This window comes from Dehalobacterium formicoaceticum, assembly GCF_002224645.1.
Lineage (GTDB): Bacteria > Bacillota > Dehalobacteriia > Dehalobacteriales > Dehalobacteriaceae > Dehalobacterium > Dehalobacterium formicoaceticum.
In genome coordinates this window covers 1,906,520-1,926,779 of record NZ_CP022121.1, presented here as the reverse complement: position 1 = coordinate 1,926,779, position 20,260 = coordinate 1,906,520, and the positions used below count along the sequence as shown (strand labels likewise).

22 protein-coding genes, 1 tRNA gene and 1 pseudogene are annotated in these 20,260 nt (G+C 42.5%); 3 read left to right on the top strand and 21 right to left on the bottom strand.

The genetic code is table 11. From position 1 onward, the window contains the following. Positions 1-30: 30 nt before the first annotated feature. The gene (locus tag CEQ75_RS09420; protein ID WP_089610103.1) at positions 31-1,689 is read right to left on the bottom strand and encodes a sigma-54-dependent Fis family transcriptional regulator; all 1,659 of its coding nucleotides are present in this window, start codon (positions 1,687-1,689) and stop codon (positions 31-33) included. A 12-nt stretch (positions 1,690-1,701) separates the two neighbouring features. Next, on the bottom strand, positions 1,702-2,010 hold the full coding sequence (locus CEQ75_RS09415) for a hypothetical protein (protein WP_089610102.1): 309 nt from the start codon (positions 2,008-2,010) through the stop codon (positions 1,702-1,704). Positions 2,011-2,257: 247 nt separating this feature from the next. On the opposite strand from CEQ75_RS09415, the gene CEQ75_RS09410 reads away from it, so the two are divergent. Continuing rightward, positions 2,258-2,333, top strand: a tRNA-Thr gene (locus CEQ75_RS09410). Between the two features lie 203 nt (positions 2,334-2,536). On the opposite strand, the pseudogene CEQ75_RS09405 reads toward CEQ75_RS09410, so the two are convergent. The 12 genes and pseudogenes from CEQ75_RS09405 to CEQ75_RS09350 all read right to left on the bottom strand — a co-directional run. Continuing rightward, positions 2,537-2,956 (bottom strand): annotated as a pseudogene (locus tag CEQ75_RS09405) (group II intron maturase-specific domain-containing protein); the annotation flags it as partial. Positions 2,957-3,004: 48 nt separating this feature from the next. Beyond that, on the bottom strand, positions 3,005-4,510 hold the full coding sequence (locus CEQ75_RS09400) for an N-acetylmuramoyl-L-alanine amidase (protein ID WP_089610101.1): 1,506 nt from the start codon (positions 4,508-4,510) through the stop codon (positions 3,005-3,007). Between the two features lie 3 nt (positions 4,511-4,513). After that, the gene (locus CEQ75_RS09395; RefSeq protein ID WP_089610100.1) at positions 4,514-4,903 is read right to left on the bottom strand and encodes a phage holin family protein; all 390 of its coding nucleotides are present in this window, start codon (positions 4,901-4,903) and stop codon (positions 4,514-4,516) included. 154 nt (positions 4,904-5,057) lie between these two features. Further along, positions 5,058-6,923 (bottom strand): fibronectin type III domain-containing protein, encoded by a 1,866-nt coding sequence (locus tag CEQ75_RS09390; protein ID WP_089610099.1) that lies wholly within the window; start codon positions 6,921-6,923, stop codon positions 5,058-5,060. Then, complete coding sequence (locus CEQ75_RS09385; protein WP_089610098.1) at positions 6,923-7,384, bottom strand: collagen-like triple helix repeat-containing protein; 462 nt, start codon at positions 7,382-7,384, stop codon at positions 6,923-6,925. The genes CEQ75_RS09390 and CEQ75_RS09385 overlap by 1 nt, the downstream gene beginning before the upstream one ends. Further along, the gene (locus tag CEQ75_RS09380) at positions 7,377-7,697 is read right to left on the bottom strand and encodes a hypothetical protein (protein WP_089610097.1); all 321 of its coding nucleotides are present in this window, start codon (positions 7,695-7,697) and stop codon (positions 7,377-7,379) included. The genes CEQ75_RS09385 and CEQ75_RS09380 overlap by 8 nt, the downstream gene beginning before the upstream one ends. A 49-nt stretch (positions 7,698-7,746) precedes the next feature. Beyond that, on the bottom strand, positions 7,747-10,371 hold the full coding sequence (locus CEQ75_RS09375) for a hypothetical protein (RefSeq protein ID WP_089610096.1): 2,625 nt from the start codon (positions 10,369-10,371) through the stop codon (positions 7,747-7,749). Positions 10,372-10,417: 46 nt separating this feature from the next. Next, positions 10,418-10,975 (bottom strand): hypothetical protein, encoded by a 558-nt coding sequence (locus tag CEQ75_RS09370; RefSeq protein WP_089610095.1) that lies wholly within the window; start codon positions 10,973-10,975, stop codon positions 10,418-10,420. After that, the gene (locus CEQ75_RS09365) at positions 10,975-11,313 is read right to left on the bottom strand and encodes a hypothetical protein (protein WP_157677396.1); all 339 of its coding nucleotides are present in this window, start codon (positions 11,311-11,313) and stop codon (positions 10,975-10,977) included. The genes CEQ75_RS09370 and CEQ75_RS09365 overlap by 1 nt, the downstream gene beginning before the upstream one ends. A 5-nt stretch (positions 11,314-11,318) precedes the next feature. Continuing rightward, on the bottom strand, positions 11,319-12,650 hold the full coding sequence (locus CEQ75_RS09360) for a hypothetical protein (protein WP_089610093.1): 1,332 nt from the start codon (positions 12,648-12,650) through the stop codon (positions 11,319-11,321). Between the two features lie 13 nt (positions 12,651-12,663). Next, positions 12,664-12,996: a hypothetical protein gene (locus tag CEQ75_RS09355; protein WP_089610092.1), complete on the bottom strand. Its 333-nt coding sequence runs from the start codon at positions 12,994-12,996 to the stop codon at positions 12,664-12,666. Further along, positions 12,993-13,877: a hypothetical protein gene (locus CEQ75_RS09350; protein WP_089610091.1), complete on the bottom strand. Its 885-nt coding sequence runs from the start codon at positions 13,875-13,877 to the stop codon at positions 12,993-12,995. The genes CEQ75_RS09355 and CEQ75_RS09350 overlap by 4 nt, the downstream gene beginning before the upstream one ends. A gap of 105 nt (positions 13,878-13,982) precedes the next feature. Between CEQ75_RS09350 and istA the strand changes: the two genes are divergently transcribed. Together istA and istB are read left to right on the top strand one after the other, a co-directional pair. Continuing rightward, the gene (gene istA, locus CEQ75_RS09345) at positions 13,983-15,572 is read left to right on the top strand and encodes an IS21 family transposase (protein WP_089608934.1); all 1,590 of its coding nucleotides are present in this window, start codon (positions 13,983-13,985) and stop codon (positions 15,570-15,572) included. Then, positions 15,569-16,348, top strand: coding sequence for an IS21-like element helper ATPase IstB (gene istB / locus CEQ75_RS09340; protein ID WP_089608935.1), 780 nt, complete (start codon positions 15,569-15,571; stop codon positions 16,346-16,348). Before istA ends, istB begins: the two co-directional genes overlap by 4 nt. A gap of 150 nt (positions 16,349-16,498) precedes the next feature. Here istB and CEQ75_RS09335 read toward each other — a convergent pair whose 3' ends face one another. From CEQ75_RS09335 to CEQ75_RS09305, 7 genes are all read right to left on the bottom strand, one after another. Next, positions 16,499-17,803, bottom strand: a complete 1,305-nt coding sequence (locus tag CEQ75_RS09335; RefSeq protein WP_089610090.1) for a coiled-coil domain-containing protein — start codon at positions 17,801-17,803, stop codon at positions 16,499-16,501. Between the two features lie 220 nt (positions 17,804-18,023). After that, positions 18,024-18,371 (bottom strand): hypothetical protein, encoded by a 348-nt coding sequence (locus tag CEQ75_RS09330; protein ID WP_089610089.1) that lies wholly within the window; start codon positions 18,369-18,371, stop codon positions 18,024-18,026. Positions 18,372-18,388: 17 nt separating this feature from the next. Next, complete coding sequence (locus CEQ75_RS09325) at positions 18,389-18,955, bottom strand: major tail protein (RefSeq protein ID WP_089610088.1); 567 nt, start codon at positions 18,953-18,955, stop codon at positions 18,389-18,391. Positions 18,956-18,978: 23 nt separating this feature from the next. Further along, the gene (locus CEQ75_RS09320; RefSeq protein WP_089610087.1) at positions 18,979-19,284 is read right to left on the bottom strand and encodes a hypothetical protein; all 306 of its coding nucleotides are present in this window, start codon (positions 19,282-19,284) and stop codon (positions 18,979-18,981) included. Then, the gene (locus CEQ75_RS09315; protein ID WP_198306493.1) at positions 19,277-19,669 is read right to left on the bottom strand and encodes an HK97 gp10 family phage protein; all 393 of its coding nucleotides are present in this window, start codon (positions 19,667-19,669) and stop codon (positions 19,277-19,279) included. The genes CEQ75_RS09320 and CEQ75_RS09315 overlap by 8 nt, the downstream gene beginning before the upstream one ends. Next, positions 19,670-19,972: a phage head closure protein gene (locus tag CEQ75_RS09310; protein WP_089610086.1), complete on the bottom strand. Its 303-nt coding sequence runs from the start codon at positions 19,970-19,972 to the stop codon at positions 19,670-19,672. Then, positions 19,972-20,247 (bottom strand): hypothetical protein, encoded by a 276-nt coding sequence (locus CEQ75_RS09305; protein WP_089610085.1) that lies wholly within the window; start codon positions 20,245-20,247, stop codon positions 19,972-19,974. Before CEQ75_RS09305 ends, CEQ75_RS09310 begins: the two co-directional genes overlap by 1 nt. Positions 20,248-20,260 lie beyond the last annotated feature (13 nt).

The following is a 20,260-nucleotide window of genomic DNA, read 5'->3' as shown; positions in this document are numbered from 1 at the left end:
CATCTTCAATAGATAATCTGTTTTAAAAAACTACATCTCCATTTGATCTAAGCCATATTCTTTCATTTTGCGGTAAAGAGTACTTCTGCTGATACCCAAAGCAGTTGATGCATCCACAATACTCTTTTTCTGTTCCAGGGCATGACTGATGGCCATTTTTTCTGCCTCTTGTAAGGTAATAACCTTTGTGGTGCGTTCCTCGATTTGATGGGTCAGATCCAAAACATTTTTGGGTAAATCATTCACTGATAATTGGTTTCCTTCCGCTAACAGGACGCTTCGCTCTAAGACATTTTCCAACTCTCTAACATTACCCGGCCAATCATATGCTTTTAAGGCACGCATGGCCCCCGTTGAAATACTGGTAATGTTTTTCTGGGAATTTTTGGTCACCTGGGGCAGCAAGGCTCCCACCAACAAGGGAATATCATCTTTCCTTTCTCTTAAAGGAGGAATATTCACGGTGATGACATTTAATCTGAAAAACAGATCTTCACGAAAGGCGCCTTCTTTGACGCGATTGACTAAATCCTGATTTGTGGCGGCAATAACCCGGGCATCGATGGGGATGGGACGGTAGCCGCCGACCCGTACAATTTCTTTCTCTTGCAGAACCCTCAGGAGAATGGCCTGTAAATCCAGGGGCATATCTCCGATTTCATCCAAAAAGATTGTCCCATGCTGGGCCCGTTCAAATTTCCCCGGTCTGCCGTTTCGATTAGCACCGGTAAAGCTTCCTGCTTCATAACCGAAAAGTTCACTTTCAATCAAGCTTCTGGGAATTGCCGAGCAATTCACCGCAATAAAAGGACCTTTTTTCTTGCTGGCATTATGGATTGCCTGGGCAAATAACTCCTTGCCGGTTCCGCTTTCTCCTAAAAGCAGCACCGTGGAATTTGATGTTGCTGCTGTAGCGGCAATTTCCTTGGCTTTCATGAAATTTTCATTTTTCCCGATAATCGATTTAAAACTAAACTCCGCTTGCGCCCCGGTGATTTTATTAACCAGATCAAAAACCCGTTCCCTTTTTTGAACGATCAAGATGGAACCTTCGTATTCCTTGCGATTGTTATAATAAGGATGGATTGTGATATTCAGGTTTTCCATTGCGTCGCCATCTTCACAGGTAACCTCCATAGTATCTGCCAATCCTTTTTGTACTGATTTGGCAACGTTCACCATACAGGGAATGGTGTCTTTTAAAAGCATACCGATCACGTTCTCTTCTTTGATTAATAATAATTTTCTGGCCCTGTTATTTAATTGATTAATCTCACCTCTGACGCTCACATTCAAGATCCCTTGGGGCACGCTTTCCAAGGTACTGTTCAAAATGATATTGGCATTGCTGATTTCTTCCATGGCCTTTTCAATTTTTAACTGGTTTTCGATCGCCTTTGCTGAAGCCACAACCATACCCAGGGTATGGGGATGAACATTTTCCGAATTGGCAGACATATTGATCACGCCTTCCAACTCACCATCCACACCAAAAATCGGACTTCCCGAACAAGTGATCCCGTGATGAATGGTGCAAAAATGCTCTCCACCCACGATTTGCATAGGTCTTTGTTCAATAATTGCTGTGCCCACCGCGTTTGTTCCCGCTTCCTGCTCTGTCCAAATAGCGCCTTCCATCAGATTAATTTTACGATTGATGCGCAGTATTTCTTCATCACCTGTTAACAACAGGACGACACCTTATTCATCGGAAAGAAAAATGACAAATCCAGTGCCCGCCACATATTGATAAAGCAAATTAATAAAAGGACGCGCAATTCTGATTAACTTCTCTTTCCTTGCTTCTACCAGAGCAAACTCCTCCGGTGTAAGGATTCTGGCAATTTCATCGATGAAAGGATCCGTTCTTTGCGCGAGGCAACGTTTCCATGATTGAAGAACAACAGGCCGGACGCTTTCATCTTCCTTGCCATAATGAACGAAGTCTTCCCAGCCCTTCAACAGCTCTTTTTGAAGGTTCTCATTATAACTTTTTACCTTTTGTACCATATAACCTACTCTCCTTGGAAAGTTTTAATATTTTAAATACCTCTTAAAATTTCATTTATTGCTTTAATTGTATCATAATTAAACACATTTGAGTCATAAGAAGACAAATATTATTAATTCTCACTATTAAATAATATTGATTATGATTGCGACAACGATGCTTTCGGAAAATGTTGAAAATTTGCCCTAAACCAGATATTTTCTTGACTTAATTTCGTTTAGAAGGTAAAATAACCTTTGTAATCCTGCTGATGTGGCTCAGTTGGTAGAGCAGCGCACTCGTAATGCGCAGGTCGCCGGTTCAAATCCGGCCATCAGCTCCAATAGTATCAATGGTTTCCGGGTTCTTATTGAACCCGGATTTTTGTTTGTGTGCCAAATATGTGCCCAATTTTTTTTAAATTCAAAAGTTTTATTGGCACACGAACAAAACCGATCGGGTAGGAGGCTGACCATTATTTGGTCAGCCGACCTCCCACAGCACCGTACGTACCGTTCGGTATACGGCGCTTCCACAGTTTACACGTTAATTTGCAGAGTAACATTCCATCAAGCTAATGTAACCGGCACGTTTGAATCTCTCGTTGGATAATGTTCGTGACAAAATTGGGCTATGGGCAGTACGCCAATAGCCTTTTCTTGTGTTTGCCCACATCCATGCTTGTTCATTTTTAGCTCCTAGCTTTTTGAGATTTCCAAATCGTGTGCTGATTTTCTTCCATCGTTTCCATGTCACCATCCGTATGCGACTTCTAATCCATTCATCCAATCCTTGTATTAGTTTCTTTGCATCTGCCAATTTGAAGTAGTTCATCCAGCCTCTAACCACTTGGTTCAGTCTGGTTTTTCTCGTCTCCACCCCCATACCGTTACTCCGTCCGGTGATTTCTCGGATTTTATCTTTTAGTTTCCTGATACTCTTGGGGTGTATTCTAAGTCTTCCTTCTTATATTAATAGCAGGGGGTTAGCCTGCCGTAGATAAGGATCACCTCCTTATTTATTGAGCTTATCGTATATTCTAACAGCAACAGCGGCGAGTTCTGCTCTTGTAAGTGATTTTTCAGGCTCAAATTTGTCGGCCGAAGTTCCGTTCATGAGCCCTAGCTCTGCAGCCTTATCTACGCTGGCAGCATACCACTTCTTATCATCAACATCTTTAAATTTACCCATGTGATTTACCTCCTCTTTCCTCTGCACTCCCAAAAAGGCAAACAGGCCTTTAGATACACCCCGAACAAAGTTTTGTTTATTAGTTTCCGTCTTGATCTGATCGGCATCTGTGCTATCTACAAATCCGCCCTCGATCAATATAGCTGGCATACTCGTTTCCCTGAGCACCTGGAAATTAGCAAACTTGACTCCGCGATTTTTCATCTCGGTGTGGATCACAAGGGAATCCTGCACCGCGTTGGCCAGTTTCTCTGCTTGTCCCCCCGGCGCAAGGGCAAAAGTCTCGATACCAATACCTCCTCCGGCATTAAAATGGGTAGAAATAAAATAATCCGCCCTTGCGCGATTTGCCGCTGGACCGCGAATACTCAGGGGCACGGATAGATCCGTAGTCCGGGAATAGTCCACCACGAACCCTTGTTTGGTCAGTTCCTCGCCCAATGCCAGTGCATATTGCAGGGCGTAATCAGCTTCTCTGATTCTGCCGACCGCCCCGGGATCACTTCCGCCATGGCCTGGGTCAATAAATATTCTTTTAGCCATATCCTTCATCCTCTCCTCCTCTGTAATCCATTGATCTGGTCCCGGGAATCTAAATTTGCCATAACCAGTTTTATTATCAAATCCCGGATCTCCATAATCCTCTGCCCATGTTTTTAGAAAGTCTTTGAAGTCATAAGCGTTGCCTGTCTGGAATATTTCTTTCCATAAACAAGCCACCCCCGATATGGCAGGAGTGGCGCAGCTTGTTCCGTTAAAATTTATAGCTGGCTTTTCTTTATTCCAGTGGGGTATATCTACATATGTAGGAGCAATAATTTCAATCTCAGGTCCCGAATTCGACACTCCCCACCATTCCCCAGTGCTTGCTACATATGCCCCAACGGATATTACCCCGGGCTGGTCGGCAGGAAAATTAAGTTTCTCTTTGCCATCATTGCCGGCAGCGGCGCAAATGACTGTACCTTTATTAATCAGTTTCTTGATTAATGCTATTCTCTCATGCGTTCTAATACCACTTAATGACATATTAATTACAGCTATGTCGTTCTCCAAGCACCATCTAAGCGCGTCTTGCATCTGCCAGCTGCCTTCTGACGCTTTACTCAATACATTAATCCCAAAGCCTTTGGCATTAGGTGCAATTTTTTGAATGATATACTGACAAGAATAGGAATGATAGTGAATAGCACTAAAAGAGTTGACCGGGGTGACTATTACATTACCTGGGGCGTAATCCAGTACAGCGTATCTAACCCCCTTACCTGTAGTATTGCTCCACTGTGGCGGTATGTTTAGCTGATCTAATACCTTATCCACCTTATCCACCTTTTACCCCTTCCTATCTTTTAGTACCTCTAATGCCTTTATCAGTCCATTCGGCATCGGCAATCCTGCCCGGCCTGCATTTTCCATAATACTCAGCCCCTCATTTGCCAAGAAAAAGTAAATCACCAAAGCCCTAATAGTACCATCTCCGGCGTTAACACAATCGATCTGCACCGCCAGAGCAACCACCATCAATATAAATACTTTTTTGGCGATACCCTTTAAACCGGTTGTAGAGTTTAATTTGCCCTCGATTCCAGCCGCGAATATTCCGGTCAAGTAATCCAGTACAACTAGTACGACTAAAGCAGAGAGCAATTTGTCCCACCCCCCAAAAATAAATGTAGCGAATATCGCAAAACCTGATGCCACTGTATCCAGCTTTAAATCCATTCCTGACCTCCTTATACTAAGTTATAAAATAAAAAGAAGAGCCTCTTTAGCCCTTCTGCTCGCAATCTGCTTTTTTCTTAAAGCACTTGCCGTAAATGTTGTTTTCGCATTGAAGATTATTGCACGTGAAGAACTCCACGTTTCACCTCCTGATCTAAAAATTAAGTAAAACATAATCATTTTCCGCGCTTATCGCATACGCATAATTCACATCGTTGTTTGCAACCGCTGAATACGCACCCAATAAGTCAAAACTGTCTGTTAGGGTATACAGTTTCTTATGTGCAGCGTTTAAAAATCGAGGTAAGACACCAAAAAACAAACCACCATGTAGGCTGCTACTGGCAATAGCTGTTCCGGCTGCCTTATTGTAGACTACCTGCGGGTATGTTGTTGCTGATGTGCTGACAAAAATGATCTCCGTGGATTTTTCGTACCTATATGAGTAGGTATTACCGGTTGCAAGTACATTAACAAAAGCTGCACCATTCCATTTTAAAATCCCTGTACCAGAAACAGATGAACTAACAAATATTTCTCCTGATGAGCTCTCAAACCAATATCGCCAACTATTGCTTGAGCTATAAATGCTAACAAAAGCTGCACCATTCCATTTTAAAATCCCTGTACCAGAAACAGATGAAACAAATATTTCTCCTGATGAGCTCTCAAACCAATATTGCCAACTATAGCTTGTGTTATAAACATTAACAAAAGCTGCACCATTCCATTTTAAAATCCCTGTACCAGAAACAGATGAACTAACAAATATTTCTCCTGATGAGCTCTCAAACCAATATCGCCAACTATTGCTTGAGCTATAAATGCTAACAAAAGCTGCACCATTCCATTTTAAAATCCCTGTACCAGAAACAGATGAAACAAATATTTCTCCTGATGAGCTCTCAAACCAATATTGCCAACTATAGCTTGTGTTATAAACATTAACAAAAGCTGCACCATTCCATTTTAAAATCCCTGTACCAGAAACAGATGAAACAAATATTTCTCCTGATGAGCTCTCAAACCAATATCGCCAACTATAGCTTGTGTTATAAACATTAACAAAAGCTGCACCATTCCATTTTAAAATCCCTGTACCATAAAAAGATGAAACAAATATTTCTCCTGATGAGCTCTCAAACCAATATTGCCAACTATAGCTTGTGTTATAAACATTAACAAAAGCTGCACCATTCCATTTTAAAATCCCTGTACCAGAAACAGATGAACTAACAAATATTTCTCCTGATGAGCTCTCAAACCAATATTGCCAACTATAGCTTGTGTTATAAACATTAACAAAAGCTGCACCATTCCATTTTAAAATCCCTGTACCAGAAACAGATGAAACAAATATTTCTCCTGATGAGCTCTCAAACCAATATTGCCAACTATTGCTTGAGCTATGAACCATGTCCCAGATATTAGTAGCAATGTTGAGTTTGTAAATTCCCAGCGCAGAACTATTATTACCGCTGATATATGTATCTCCATTCCTGGCACGAAAAGCATATAGCGTTGTAGCTGCATTCAAACCGGAAGGGGGAGGGATTTCTAAGACAGACGTATCTAAAAAGCCGTTAGTTTTAAACATTTTGTAATTATTTCGGGGTTGAGTTGTTTGGAAAATGCCGTTTTCGTTTTTTGTAAGTACCCACAACCCATATGGCGTATCGACCTCAAGGTCAGTAAGAATATACTCTTTTGTTGTTGACGAAACATCAATAAAATCTTCAGTAATAGGAAGAGACGGTAAGCCATTTTTCTTAAAAGCGATTCGTTGCCCCGCATTTTCAGGTGGTGTCCACCGTAGGAGGATACCGTTAATCCCATGGTAGGTAGTGCTGAGATTAAGCACAGGCATAGTAAGGATTTCGCTTTGGTTAGTGCCTCCCCCAGAAATCGCCGCAATCCTGCCAGGCATATCCTGATGATTAATTAAGGCAGATGTACCATCTTTTTGGCGAATTGCATCACCAATGCCTTTAAATAAATCCGCTACAGTTTCATATGCCATTAAGAAGTACCTCCTAAAATAACTACATCGATATAGTTATTGATATAAGATTCCATACCAGCTACATCTGCAGAAGTCCAGTAATCAGTCCCGCGTACAGGAGTATAGCCGTTAGTACCATTAACGCCGTCGATACCAGGAACACCCTGCGCTCCGGGATCTCCTTTATCACCTTTTGCGCCAAGCTCCCCCGGAGCCCCCTTTAAATCAACAAAGGTATATTCGGCAGTTCCCACAACTCTTATGCCCAGCTGGGTGCCATTCCATAAAAACTCAATAGACTTCCCGACAGCCCCTGTATCACCAGGATCACCTTTGTCCCCTTTATCTCCGGGATCTCCTGGTGGGCCCGGCTCCCCTGGATCCCCTTTTGGACCAGGCAGACCGGGCAAACCTATGCGTATATCACCTATGTTCATGGGCATTGCAGATGCATTTATCGTAAGCAGTATATCAGCCATGGGTTATATCAGCCTCCACATCTACAAAGAAGGTTTCGCTTGATGAAACTACATTGTCATAGGTATATTCTATGTCTAAAAGCAATCTAAAACCAGCCCCCCAATCATCGGTCTGGCCAGCAGAGAATAGATACGTTCCGGGGGTTATTTCTGCTATAACCATTTCGTCTATCAGCTTGTGCGTTCCATTAGTGCGGCATTGGCATCTTAATTTATCCGCTATGCCTGTTAAAACATCACCTGTTACGTTGTCTTTTAGTTCGGCGGTAAATGAAAACGTATCGCCGCGTTTTATTTTGCCTAAAGATTTCAATCGACAACCTCCTTCATACTGCTATTGAATCGCTTGTTTTTAAACCCCACTAAGATTCTTCTGCGCCCACGCTCAGTTTAATCCACACCCCCGTCCTAGGCCCTAAATCTGCCATTACTTTAATCCTACACCCATACATCTCCGGAGGCACACCCGCGCCGGGGAAAGGTTGCCATGTTGCATTGTCTACCGAAATTAAAAATTCCCATGGAGCAGCTGTTGACAGTACCTCTGATATTAATTGCGTTCCCGCTTCGTCTGCATAAGCTCGTACTGCGAAGTGTAATAGCCATTGAGGATCCACTCCCGCCGGAGTCGGGCAAGAAAATACTATCGGGCATTTGGCGCTTGTAGCCTGAAAAGGTTCCAGTAATTGCGGGGGGCTGCACTCAAAAGGGGTAATGGCTGAACTACCTAGTGACACATCAGAAAAAACAGTATATCTATATTCTTTGTTTAAATAGCCCATAACAGGTGAAAATATTCCCTGCGTTAAAGTAACAGTGTATACACTTTTACTTTTTAGTTCAGGAATAACTATATCCACTATTTTGGGATCAGATGTAGGCAGGACGGTTATAGCCAAAAAGTTTTCTACATTATGATAGGTTATATTAGAATTTAGTTTTATGGCTCTTTCATTATGAACAGAAGGATTATCTAACCCCCTAACAAATAATCCTATACTTTCTGGATTATTAGCATTTTGAAAACCTATAGTGCGTCCGTTCCCGTAGTCCTTAGTCGCATCGCCTACAAGGACATCTTTATAATTAAAATAAATTGTATTTGTGTATTCAACAAATACACACTGAAAAGTTAATCCTTTTTCTATTGTGTCATTTTTCCCATAGAAAAAAGTATTTTCCCATGTAATAACTAACTCCCTGGGGCTAGTAGCTTTGACACAATAAGTAATACGGGTTACATCAGGGACGCCCTCAAAATCTCCCGCGAAAGGACAGATTAATGTTTCATGACTCGCATGAGGTAAGGCACTCCCATAGTCGTAACTCACTGTATCATCGAATCCCATAATACCGTTAGTGCCCACGTATAAGGTAGATCTAATAATGTTGTTAAACATTAGATTAAATCCAAGGGCCGATAAATCAATACTTTGAGCCTTATCGTCCTCCGCACTAATCAGTTCTAATAAGGTCCCTTCCCCTTCACGCCAAACATAGGGGGCCTGTTCCGTAGTATATCTGTGCTGGATCTTCAGTGTCTCTTTTGTAATAGATTCAATATCAACGTCATCTTTAAATTGAAATCTTAGCTTGCTGCCTAACTGTACTTCATTATATTCTAGGGAGTATTGTGTATCATTTGGAGTAACGCTGAATGCATTAAGTAACTCTAAATAATAAGATACCGCAGGATTGATTTTGCTGTATTTGGTTAACCGGGAACTAACTTGAGCGTATAGAGCATCTCCCTCAGCAAGGAGATACGCACCATAACCGGGAGAAGGGCTATTGACTCCAAGCGTTTGAACTACAATACTAAGATCGTTTACATCTAAAATATCAATTCGAATGGGGGTACTGTATAAACGATGGTTTCGAAGTACGGCAAGATACTTTACACCGGCCGACACAAATAAAACCATATCCCTAACTACCAGAGTTTCAGTATCTTCAAATCTTTGAACTGTGGCACCGTCGCTTTTTCTGGTTTTCACCAGAATATTAGGGGTTCCGGTAGACCAAGAAGTATAAATGTATTCTTCGTCTGCAGCCCAGCAAACCACGCTCATATTTACGGACGTTGTCGGTATTATCGATGGCGCCGGCCATACAAGCTCTCCTAAATTATCAAAGGCATAAATTTGACCATCAGTCTCGTTAATAGTATTACCATAAAGATCTATAGTAGATAAGACTGAAGGTGGGGAAAGAAAATAAACATGCTGGTTACTTGCATCTAGCCCTAAAATTTTACTGTATTGCCTTACTTGTCGGCTCCATAACAGCTGACCTGAATTAATATCAACACCCGAAAGGAAAGCAACTTCGTTACCTGGTTCGTACCGGTGCCCAAATCGAATACATCGCCCCCAAGGAGTGACTATGCATTCCCCCTCAGATATTAAGGGCTGAACACTATCTCCTTCATAATTATAATCATAAGGTATTTTGTAATCAATTTGCCCGGTTACCGCATCCATCCTTATCCTAAAATAAGGTCCCAATGGATCCGGGTCATTGCTATCATACATATTGAAGAAAATAGCATTGCTTACGCTATCATACGTATAATTATGAAGTGATCCCAAATTACCTGCGGTCCATAATACAGTTCCATCTATCCCAGACAGTCTTTGTATATATATGTTATTTGAAGGGTCTTCACAATAAATCAATATATCCCCTTCATTTGTTAAGGCTGTCGAATAATAATAGAGCGCTCCTAAACGGACCGTTTTAGTTTTCTGCCATAAGATGTCGTAATTCGTAAAATTATAACATGTGATGGTTATCGTTGAGTATGTTGAGGAATCAACGCGTTTTATACCATATAATTTGTTATTTAAAAAAAGCGTTTGATAATTCTCGCTTTGTGGTATATCAGGAAAATAATTTGGATGGCGGAATAAAGGAAATTGTATTATTGAATCATTAGCGAAAGATGAGAGATATTGATCTCGTACTCTAATGCGTGTCCACGGCATAATCTAGCCTCCTCTCCGAATGTATTTTATTATGCATAAATACGTGTTATGCCAGATTCCATTCAATAACCAAAAGCAGCAGAGGTAAAGATATGCCGCTGCCAAAATCTTCTTTCTCGAAGGCGACTACATCTCCATAGTCCATAATCTCTTCCATTATGCCGCCCATGGTGGTCATTTCAAAAGCATTTGCATCATTGCCCAATTTAAAGGTCTTGGTCCCCAGCAATTTATTCTGAGTCTTGTTCACCAACTTTAATTGGCAATAGTCATTATCATCACCGGTTATATTCTCGTGAGGGACAATATGCGCCGCAACAATAGTGCAATCTTCTTTCACGCTGGCGAATACAGGTATTTCAAATTCTCCAGATGATGGCTCTATGAGCAAATTCATCACATCTGAACCATTTATAATCTCATTCGTCCTATTTCGGCTAAAAAACAGATTATCAAAGTATCCATACCCTTCCAGGCCTACTGTCAGCACCTCGAAGTCAGAGGACAGCAGCTCCTGGTCTAGGTCTACCTCACATATAGCCTCTATTGCTGTCCAAACTATGGGTAATCCATGCAAGTCACTATCAAACCATACAAATGCCATCAGACGGTCACCTCTTCAACTACCCCGCCGGCAGCTTCGACGCAGGGTATCAGATGTTCATCTTTACTGTTATCGCCGTAGTGATGAATTACCTTCATGAATACTTTTTTTTCTGGTTCTGTTGTCGGATATTCGGGCAGGAAGAAACCGCCTACTTTCACATCAGGCGGTTGGGTATTTGACGATACAGACTGTTTCATAGATCCCGTTGATGCAATCTGAAAGCAAAAAGTGCTATCTTCCTGGCCTCCCGGTACTACTGCTACATTAAGGTATTCCCAGTATTCCAATGTCCCGGATTCGGCATTGCTATTTCGTAGTTTACTACGAGAATACACAACGGTCATAAGATCGTCCTACTGCCTTCGATTGTTCCGGATAGACCCCCATCATAAGCCAATTCAATCCGTTCAATCACAATATTCGTTAACGGAATCCTGTCTGTTGGATCATCTACTGTTACGACATCACCAATTTCCAGTGCAGGATTCCCCCTTACATCGAGGTAAAAGTTTTTAAAGGGATCACTCATGATAGATAGTATTTCTTCAGCATACTCCTGGGCTACTGTCCTATGCTGCAACAGGTAGTTTTCGACTTGCAGCTCTTTCCGGCCCCAATCCGCCACCAATGCCTCATTAATTACTTCCCTGTGACGCGTCTTCACGGTGATTGGGAAGCCGGTTACCGTTATGTCAAGCTTTTCGTCCTCCCCGGGGTTTTCCGTATTGATGATAATTGACCAGGCATCATAGGCCACTGTGGACATGTAACATTCTTCCGGCTTGAGCAGTGTCACTTTTTCTACCTGCCCAATTGGGCCGCCGGAAAAGTCTGTTTTGTCCAATACGCTTGTACCGGATTCAATCTCTGCGTCCTCGATCTTTAAAATTTCTTCTCTTTTACGTCCCATTCGAACCCCAGAGTAAGTCAGCTTTATAGCATTATAGATACCCAAATACTTCTGAGGGTTTTCGGCATGTAAAATCTGATTAGAGTCCTTTAATGTCGCAACTGCCACACCGGATGGGGTATTCTTTTGCGCTTTAATTCTACCAAAACGGTCCACGTTTACAAAACAATTACCGGCAGCACATAACAATTGCAGTGCTTGATTAACCGACCCTTTCGGCAGCCATCCGATGCTTACAGATTGGATTAACCTTGGATCAACATAAAAACTGTCTACTTCAAGCGCTTCAAACAGATCGGCAAACATAGTGCCTATTGTCGTGTCTTCCCTTGGCTTGACCATCGGAACGTCCATGGCGCCAAGAGCACATAAAGCATCATACCCCGTTACAGTTCCCTCTTTCCATTCTGCCGTATAAAAAATACCTAGCGGTATATCTTCATAAACCCCGGTAGTAATTTCTAAAGCTAAAAAAGCTTCAATTTTTACATTCGGCTTAAGTCGGTTGTAGTATGGGCTTGCTGTATTTGTTGGCGTGAAGTGATGGTTTGTATTATCTAAAGTAATAGTTAATTCATTTGACGATACCGCTCCCAGGGGATTACCGGTTTCCGCTCTTGCTTCTTCCAGCAAGTTTAGGGAGATAACTTCATCCCCCGAAAATTCCGCAGGGATTGTATTAAAATAAACCAGTACTTTAGGGATAATATGTCTGCGATTCGCGTCAATGGCGGCCTTATAAGCTTCTGATACACTAATCACTTCACCACCCCCCTTATTCTTCTTCCAAAGTAATATTAACGTTTTGCGCTAAATCACTATGATACTTTGGTATGTCCTTGGTTAATGCAGTAATGTAAACCGAAACGATATGCTCGCCTTTATCATCGTTATAAATAAAATCAACCGCCTCTCCCGCTTCATAGGCGCTTCTAAAGACAGCCATACTTTCTGGCTTTAAGCCCTTGTAGGACAGGCTGTATTTGTTTTTTATGGCTATTACATCCTTGACATACTTTCCGCTCGCTGTCCGGTTAACTTTGGCAATCTCGAAAGGATCTATTGACATCGTGATAGGTGCGGGTATATCATATCCGTTTAATTTCATCGCGTAGCACCCACCCTCACATCTTCCACAATCCTCATGCCTTTTAATTTTCTTTCCAGCTGCTTAAGACTGTAATCGTCAGCGATTAATGTGCCCACCTGAAGAGCAATACTGCCGCCGTCCTGCCGCTGCCCAATACTCCCGATTACTTTTTCTAGTGCGCTTGCTATAATTCCATCCAGCTTTTCAATCGGGATCACTGCCTCTTGTCCAGACTCACCAACTCCGATCAGCGAAGGTTTATCAAATATCCCTCCTTCCTTATACCATTTCACACCAAATGACGGCACGCTGGGCGGATTAAGACTAAACTTACCTTGTATATCAAAGTGCGGCAGCTTTATTTTCGGCAAAGACCACTCAAATTTAAAAAAGCCCTGGATCTTGTCAATAGCTCCTTTTACCGTATCAACGATGCCGCTCCAAATGCCTTTCAGGCCATCCCAAAGAGCCGCCGCACCCTCCTTAATTTCATCCCAGTTTTCATATAATGCAACACCTATTCCAACCAGCAAAGCGATGGCTGCCACTGCCAGACCGACCGGGCCCGTCAATAGTCCGAAGGCCGCGCTTAATACGCCGGCCGCGGCACCGCCCGCGCCAAAGATACCAATCAGGGAACTTACCCCCATCGCGATCTGACCAAAAACCATTAAGGCAGGTCCAACTGCCGCAACAAGTAATACAATCATACCAATAAAATTTTGAGTTTCCGGAGATAAATCGTTAAACCAGGACAACAATCCCGCTGTCAACTCAGTAATTTTAGTTATAACCGGCGTAAGGGTTTCTCCCAGCTCCGCAATGGCCATTTGTAAGTCAAATTGCGCATTAGCGCTATCAACTAATTCTTTATTAAATTCATTATAAGCGGCATTCACATCTGTCTATGGTAATCTAATAGTAGGCCACCGTAGTCATTGAAAAACCGGCCACAATAGATTAACCTACTTGAGAGGAAATTCAACAGGTAGGGGCTGGGAGAGATGATCACAATGAACATCAAGCAACAAATTTTAATGATGCATATTCATGAAGGGAAATCGCGCCGGGAAATTGCGAAAATAACAGGGATCAATCGGGACACCGTAGGAAAGTACATTGGACAATATGAGGAAGGGAGACAGCAATTATTGTCGAGCGGGTCGGCAGATATCCAGGCACTAGTCGACACCCTCACTTCTGCCCCCAAGTATACTGTGGGCATTCGACCCAAAAGAAAAATGACTGACGAGGTTGTGAACAGGATCCAGTTCTATCTTGACGAGAATGAAACTAAGCGAAATCAGGGGCGGCACAAGCAGCAAAAAAAAGCCATTGATATCTTTGAAGCACTGGAAGCCGAGGGTACTCAACTAAGTTACAGTACCGTTCTTCGAACCATTAGAAGCTTGGAACGGAAACCAAAGGAAGCGTTTATTAAGGCTCTGTATGAACTTGGAGACATTTGCGAATTTGATTGGGGTGAGGTTAAACTAAAAATTAATGGAAAATTTCAAGTTTTTCAGATGGCCGTATTCACAACGGCTTACGGGAACTATCGCTTTGCTTATCTGTTCACCAAACAAACAACAGAGTGTTTTCAGGAAGCACACGCCCTGTTTTTCCAGCATATCGGCCAAGTGTATCGTACCATGGTGTACGATAACATGAAAGTCGCGGTGAAAAGGTTTATTGGAACGGAGAAGGAGCCGACGCAAGGATTGCTTCAATTGTCGCTCTACTATGGTTTTCAGTATCGGTTTTGCAATATTCGCAAGGGCAACGAAAAAGGTCATGTGGAGCGAAGCGTCGAGGTCGTTCGCCGAAAAGCCTTCGCTTTTCGGGACGAATTTGAATCCCTGGAGGAGGCAAATCAATATTTGCAGGATGTGTGCACTAAGCGTAATCGTAAGTCCCATGATGAGTACAACGGCCAGACGGCGGAGGAACGATTGGAAGAAGAGCGCCCCGCATTGCTGCCCACCCTTCCACCATTTGATGCAGCTCGCGTGATTTATGGACGGGTGAACAAATATTCCACCATCATCGTTGATCAGAATCGTTACTCAGTACCGGATCATTTGGTAGGTGAATCGATCATGATTAAAGCATATGCGACCCGGGTGCGATGCTTCCATCAGGAATCCTTGGTAGCGGAGCATGTGCGATTAACCGGCAACCACGAGTGGCGGCTTGATCTGAATCATTATTTGGATACGCTAAGGAAAAAACCTGGTGCATTTGCCGGTAGTGCGGCATGGCAGCAGGCTCCTAAAAGGATAAAAGAAATATACGAAACATATTATACCAAACAAGACAAGGAATTTATACAGCTATTGCAATATATTCGAGACGATGTCCCATTTGCGGAAGTCGAGCAAGCTATTCGGGAGCTGGAGAAAATTCATCCGGCTCAAGTGACTACGGATAAAATTAAAGTGCTTTGTGCTAGGAATCGTGACGCGATGCCTGTTGTTCAACCAAATCTCTCGAAAACGGGAAAAGAGATTGTAGAGCGGTCAGCACAGCAGCTTCGCATGTACGATGACATGTTTGATACCCATACACCAAAAGCAAAGGAGGACGTTGCATGAGTAACGCGCCGCGCAAGGCGTTTAAGGAAGCGATATTGGAATATAGCAAAGAACTGAGACTCCCTATGATTCGTAAGCATTTGGATGAGCAAGTTCGGGAGTCAACGCAGCAGGATGCCAGTTATGAAGCATTTCTGGCGCAGTTACTGGAGAAGGAATGTGATGCTCGTCGGGAAGCCTCGCGGCATAATCGCATTCGTCTGGCTGAATTTACACATAAAAAGTACCTTGAAGATTTGGTCATCGCGGATTTGCCAGATGATGCCCAAAAGAAGTTAAAGCAGCTGAAAACATTAGAGTTTATTCAGGAGGGGCGCAACATTATTCTGGCGGGGAACCCGGGAACAGGCAAGACGCATGTGAGTATTGGGCTAGGCTTAAAGGCCTGCCTGGAGGGATATAAAGTATGGTTTACAACTGTTCCCCTCCTCATTAACCGGATTAAAGAATGCCGAGCAGAGCAAACTCTTCGAGCCTTCCAGAACCGCTTTGAAAAATATGATTTGGTTATTGCCGATGAAATGGGTTATATATCTTTTGATAAGGAAGGATCTGAATTATTGTTTACCCATTTGTCGCTGAGGGCTGGTCGCAAATCGACAATCATCACAACCAACTTATCCTTCGAACGATGGGGTGAAATTTTTCAGGATCCCGTGATGACGGCGGCCATGATTGACCGGTTGACGCATCAGTCATACATCGTCAACATGAATGGAAACTCGTACCGCATGAAAGAAACGAAGGAGTGGTTACAACAACAGCAACTGGCATGAAGAAAAAAACAATAACCCTGTATAAAGGTTTATCATGTTTTTGATAAACATTTATACAGGATGTAACAAGCGATAGCGCGTTAGCATTCATCGTGAAACAATGCTCTTTGAAAACTAAATATGCTTATGAAACGACTAAATTTTTTTTTCTTAGTGGCCGAAAATTAAATGACTATATGGCCTAATTTTAAGTTGACAAATACACACATCAGCTAGGCCTAAACTCGCCAATTGCTGTAAAATGTAATTTTGTTCTTCCCCGCTCGCACTAGCGGCTGTTAACCCTTCGTTAAAAGTATCCAGATCAACGCCCATGCGTTCCAGCAATTCCCCAAAAGGACCGATCGCCTCACCTGTGGCAAGGGTTTCCTGTAACCCATCAGCTAATCCTTCTATTTTAAGGGTGTCTGGGAATTTAATCACTGCACCGGATAATGCGTCCACAGCCTCAAGCAAATTGTTGTTAGTGAAGCCTGCTTGCATGAGGTTTGACAGCGCTTCCACATTACTATCCGTTTCCCCGGATACTGTGTTAAGATTTCTTAATGCCTTTTGGGTTTCCTCAACCCCTGACCCGGCCTGCGCAGCGTTTGTTTCAAGTTTTGCCAAGTCCTCTCTTAATTCCCGGGTTCCTTCCACCGCCGCTACTGCACCGGCAACGATAGGGGCGGTGACTCTCGTACTCATCGTACTGCCGATGTTCTTCATTTTTTCACCGGCATTCCCGATATTTGCACCTGCTTCTTTCCACTTACTGCTTGTGTTGCTTAGCTGCCCCTCCAGCTCCTTTAATTTCTGTGTTGTCCCGATAACTTCCCGCTGGATTGCCCTGTACTGGTCCCCACCCATATCGCCCTTGGCAAATTGGGCCTGGGCTTCCTGCTCGGCCTTCTTAAGCAGGTTTAGTTCCTCTTTAGTATTTTTAACAGATTCCGTTAGTACCTTTTGTTTTTGCGCCAGCAGTTCCGGGCTTTTACTATCCAGCTTTAGCATGCGATTTACGTCTACCAGTTCATTTGAAAGTTTATCACTTTCTTTAGCAGCTTCCGCAAGACTATCCTGGATTACTTGCAGATTGCCTTTCGATACAGGGCCAATGCTTTTTAATTGCCCCTCAAGTTTTTTTAGGTTTTGTTCCGTCGCGATAACTTCCCGCTGGATCAGACGGTAATGCTCCTCGCTGACTTTACCTTGGTTAAACTGATCCTGAACCTGTTTTTCAGCGGCCTTTAATGTTTCAAGCTTTGTCTTGGTGTTGTCAATTGACTTAGTTAATAAATCCTGTTTTTGTGCCGAAAGCTCAACATTTTTCGGGTCAAACTTCAACAATTTGTCAACGCTTCTGAGTTCTGATTGGAGATCTCGTGTTTTTTTGTTTACGCCTTCTAATGCTTTATTTAACGGCTGAGTATTCCCGCCGATCTCAATAGTAATCCCCTTGATCGTTCCCGCCACGATTCCACCTCCAATCAAAAATTATCAAAGTCTGCCTGGGCCGCATCTCGCACTATATCGATGCGTTCATTATCTTTAAGATGTTCATTATTATAAGTGATGATAAAGCCTGCTATCGTTCCAAAGGTTAGATCCTCAAAATCACGTAAAGTTAGACCTCTTTCAATTGCCCGGAGCATCAGTGTTTCCGTGGTCAGCTCAAAAGAGGTCTCATCATCATCTACGCTTTTTTTTTACTTGATACCGTGCTGGATAAACATCTTTGGATCATTTCCTGAAGCTCAGGGATGATGTCATTGAGCGGAAATTCACTAAAAGTATCCAACCATTCAATTGGCGGGGGCAAGGATGGATCCGCCGTCTTTGCCAAGCTCCACGCGATATTATACATTACTTCCAGGTCAAGCGCCTCAACATTGATTATTTCATTGTTTTTATCGATAGCGGTTTGCAGCTTATAAAGATCTTGCAGAGCATCCCTTCCAAATTGCGCTTTGTACTTTAACAGAAAGGCGCCGGTGGATTTAAACTTCACCTGGCGCCCGTCTATTGTTAATATTTTTTCCATTAACAAATCAACTCCAATTAAGGTGTAATAACCGCTTCAAATTCATACACATTAGTATACCAAGCTTCATAAGCCACAGCTTGTGCAGGTTCTGCCTTCGCTTTAACATACCCCGTATCAATCGCGGGGCTGGCGGTAATAGCCAGGGTTTCCGTTTTGACCTCAATGGTCTGTCCTTTGGTCGTGCCTTCCTCATTAGGTCTGGCAGCAGTAACGTTATAAAATACATGTCTGATTGCATTTGCGTCACCGTTGAATTCATACAAAAGCGCAAAAGGCTTTGCCACGGCAAAAGTATCTTCAAATAACACCCCGTTTTCATCTTCCTTGTAGCCCAGGCAATCCTTTTTAAATTGATCCGGGATTAAGGCCAATTCCAAGGTGCCTTCATAGCCGTTATTGGCATTCTGAACAAAATAAGCAATGTCATCAGCATAAAACTCAGACTTATCACCTTGTGGGTTTGCTACCAAATTGACCGCTCCTGGGATCTTTACCGGAACACCATAAGTTATCACGCCAGCTGTATCTGTAATTGGCGCATAATGCACGTTCTTTAAACCGTATTTTACTTTATTACCCATTTGACATTCCTCCCGATTTTAATTTAAATTGTTATATCATAAAACACTTGATACAGGTCTTCGCTTTCGATGTAAGCTTCCAGCTTTTCATAAATGATTTCATTAGCATCAAAAAGAGCCTCAACTGATCCTTCAATTAGCGGGCTCTTTATCACGGTATATAATTCGACCTTGTAATGGTTAATCGCATGATACGTCTTGTTATCTGCTTCATAATTATCTGATTCATCGAACATATAGACAAGATAGGGCGGTGTTTGTTTCTCTTTAAAATGGTGATAAGCTACAGGCATTCCGGTTTCCTGCAACAAAGAATATAGATCAACCATTCTTTATCACCCCCTCAACTTCACTGACAAATTCCTCGACAACCATCCTTTCTACCGGTTCAATATGCGGCCGTCCCTCAACCCTCCCTCCATTTGCTTTCGCATGCCCGTGTTCCAGTAAATGAGTCAGCCGATAAAAAGGCTCTTTTGAATGTATAATCCTTCGCGCCGTGATCTGTGACCCCTTACCTTTTTCGATACTCGACATGCGCCAGCTTTTTGAATAGTCACCTGTGTCTTTAGGTGATGTATCTTTTAACGCCTTAACTGCTTTCTTCCCAATCTTTTCACTGGATACATCAATTTTTTCCACGATGTTAGAGGAATATTTTTCTAACTCACTTGCAATCTCTTTTGCTAATTTATTAATACTAATCTTACTCAATCATTTTATCCTCCTCTCACATATCAGTTCAATTTCCTCAAAATCTACCTGATAGGTCCTGATTACATGATAACGTACCCCCTCAAACTCAACTAACCTTTCCCCGTTATATTCATAACCGTGCATGATAAATACCTTTTCGGGTTTAAAATTAACTACTGCGGCATTATAAAACTCACTTCTCCCGGCTGATTTTACGTCACAAAGAACGGTTGTCTTAGTCTCATCGGGGATTTGATTTCCTACTGAATCGCTTTGCTGGTATGTCTGATTAATCAGAGTTAATTCATAATCATACGTCATCAGTCTACATCCCTCGCATGGATAAATAGATTATGCAGCCTGTATTGCAGATGTCTTGGCATCCCGGTATCTTTGTCCCTGCTCTGATACCGCCATGTCGCGTAGTCAACAGTAAACATTAAATGATAAGGGTTAGCGTCATCAAGTGCTAACCCTTTCTCATCTTCAAGCTCCTTAAGTACGCCGTCAACAATGGCGGTCAGATAAGTATCGCGTACATTTGACTTTATACCCAATCTCTCTTTGACCAAAGCCACCGTAATTGATGCGTCCATTTAACTCACCCTT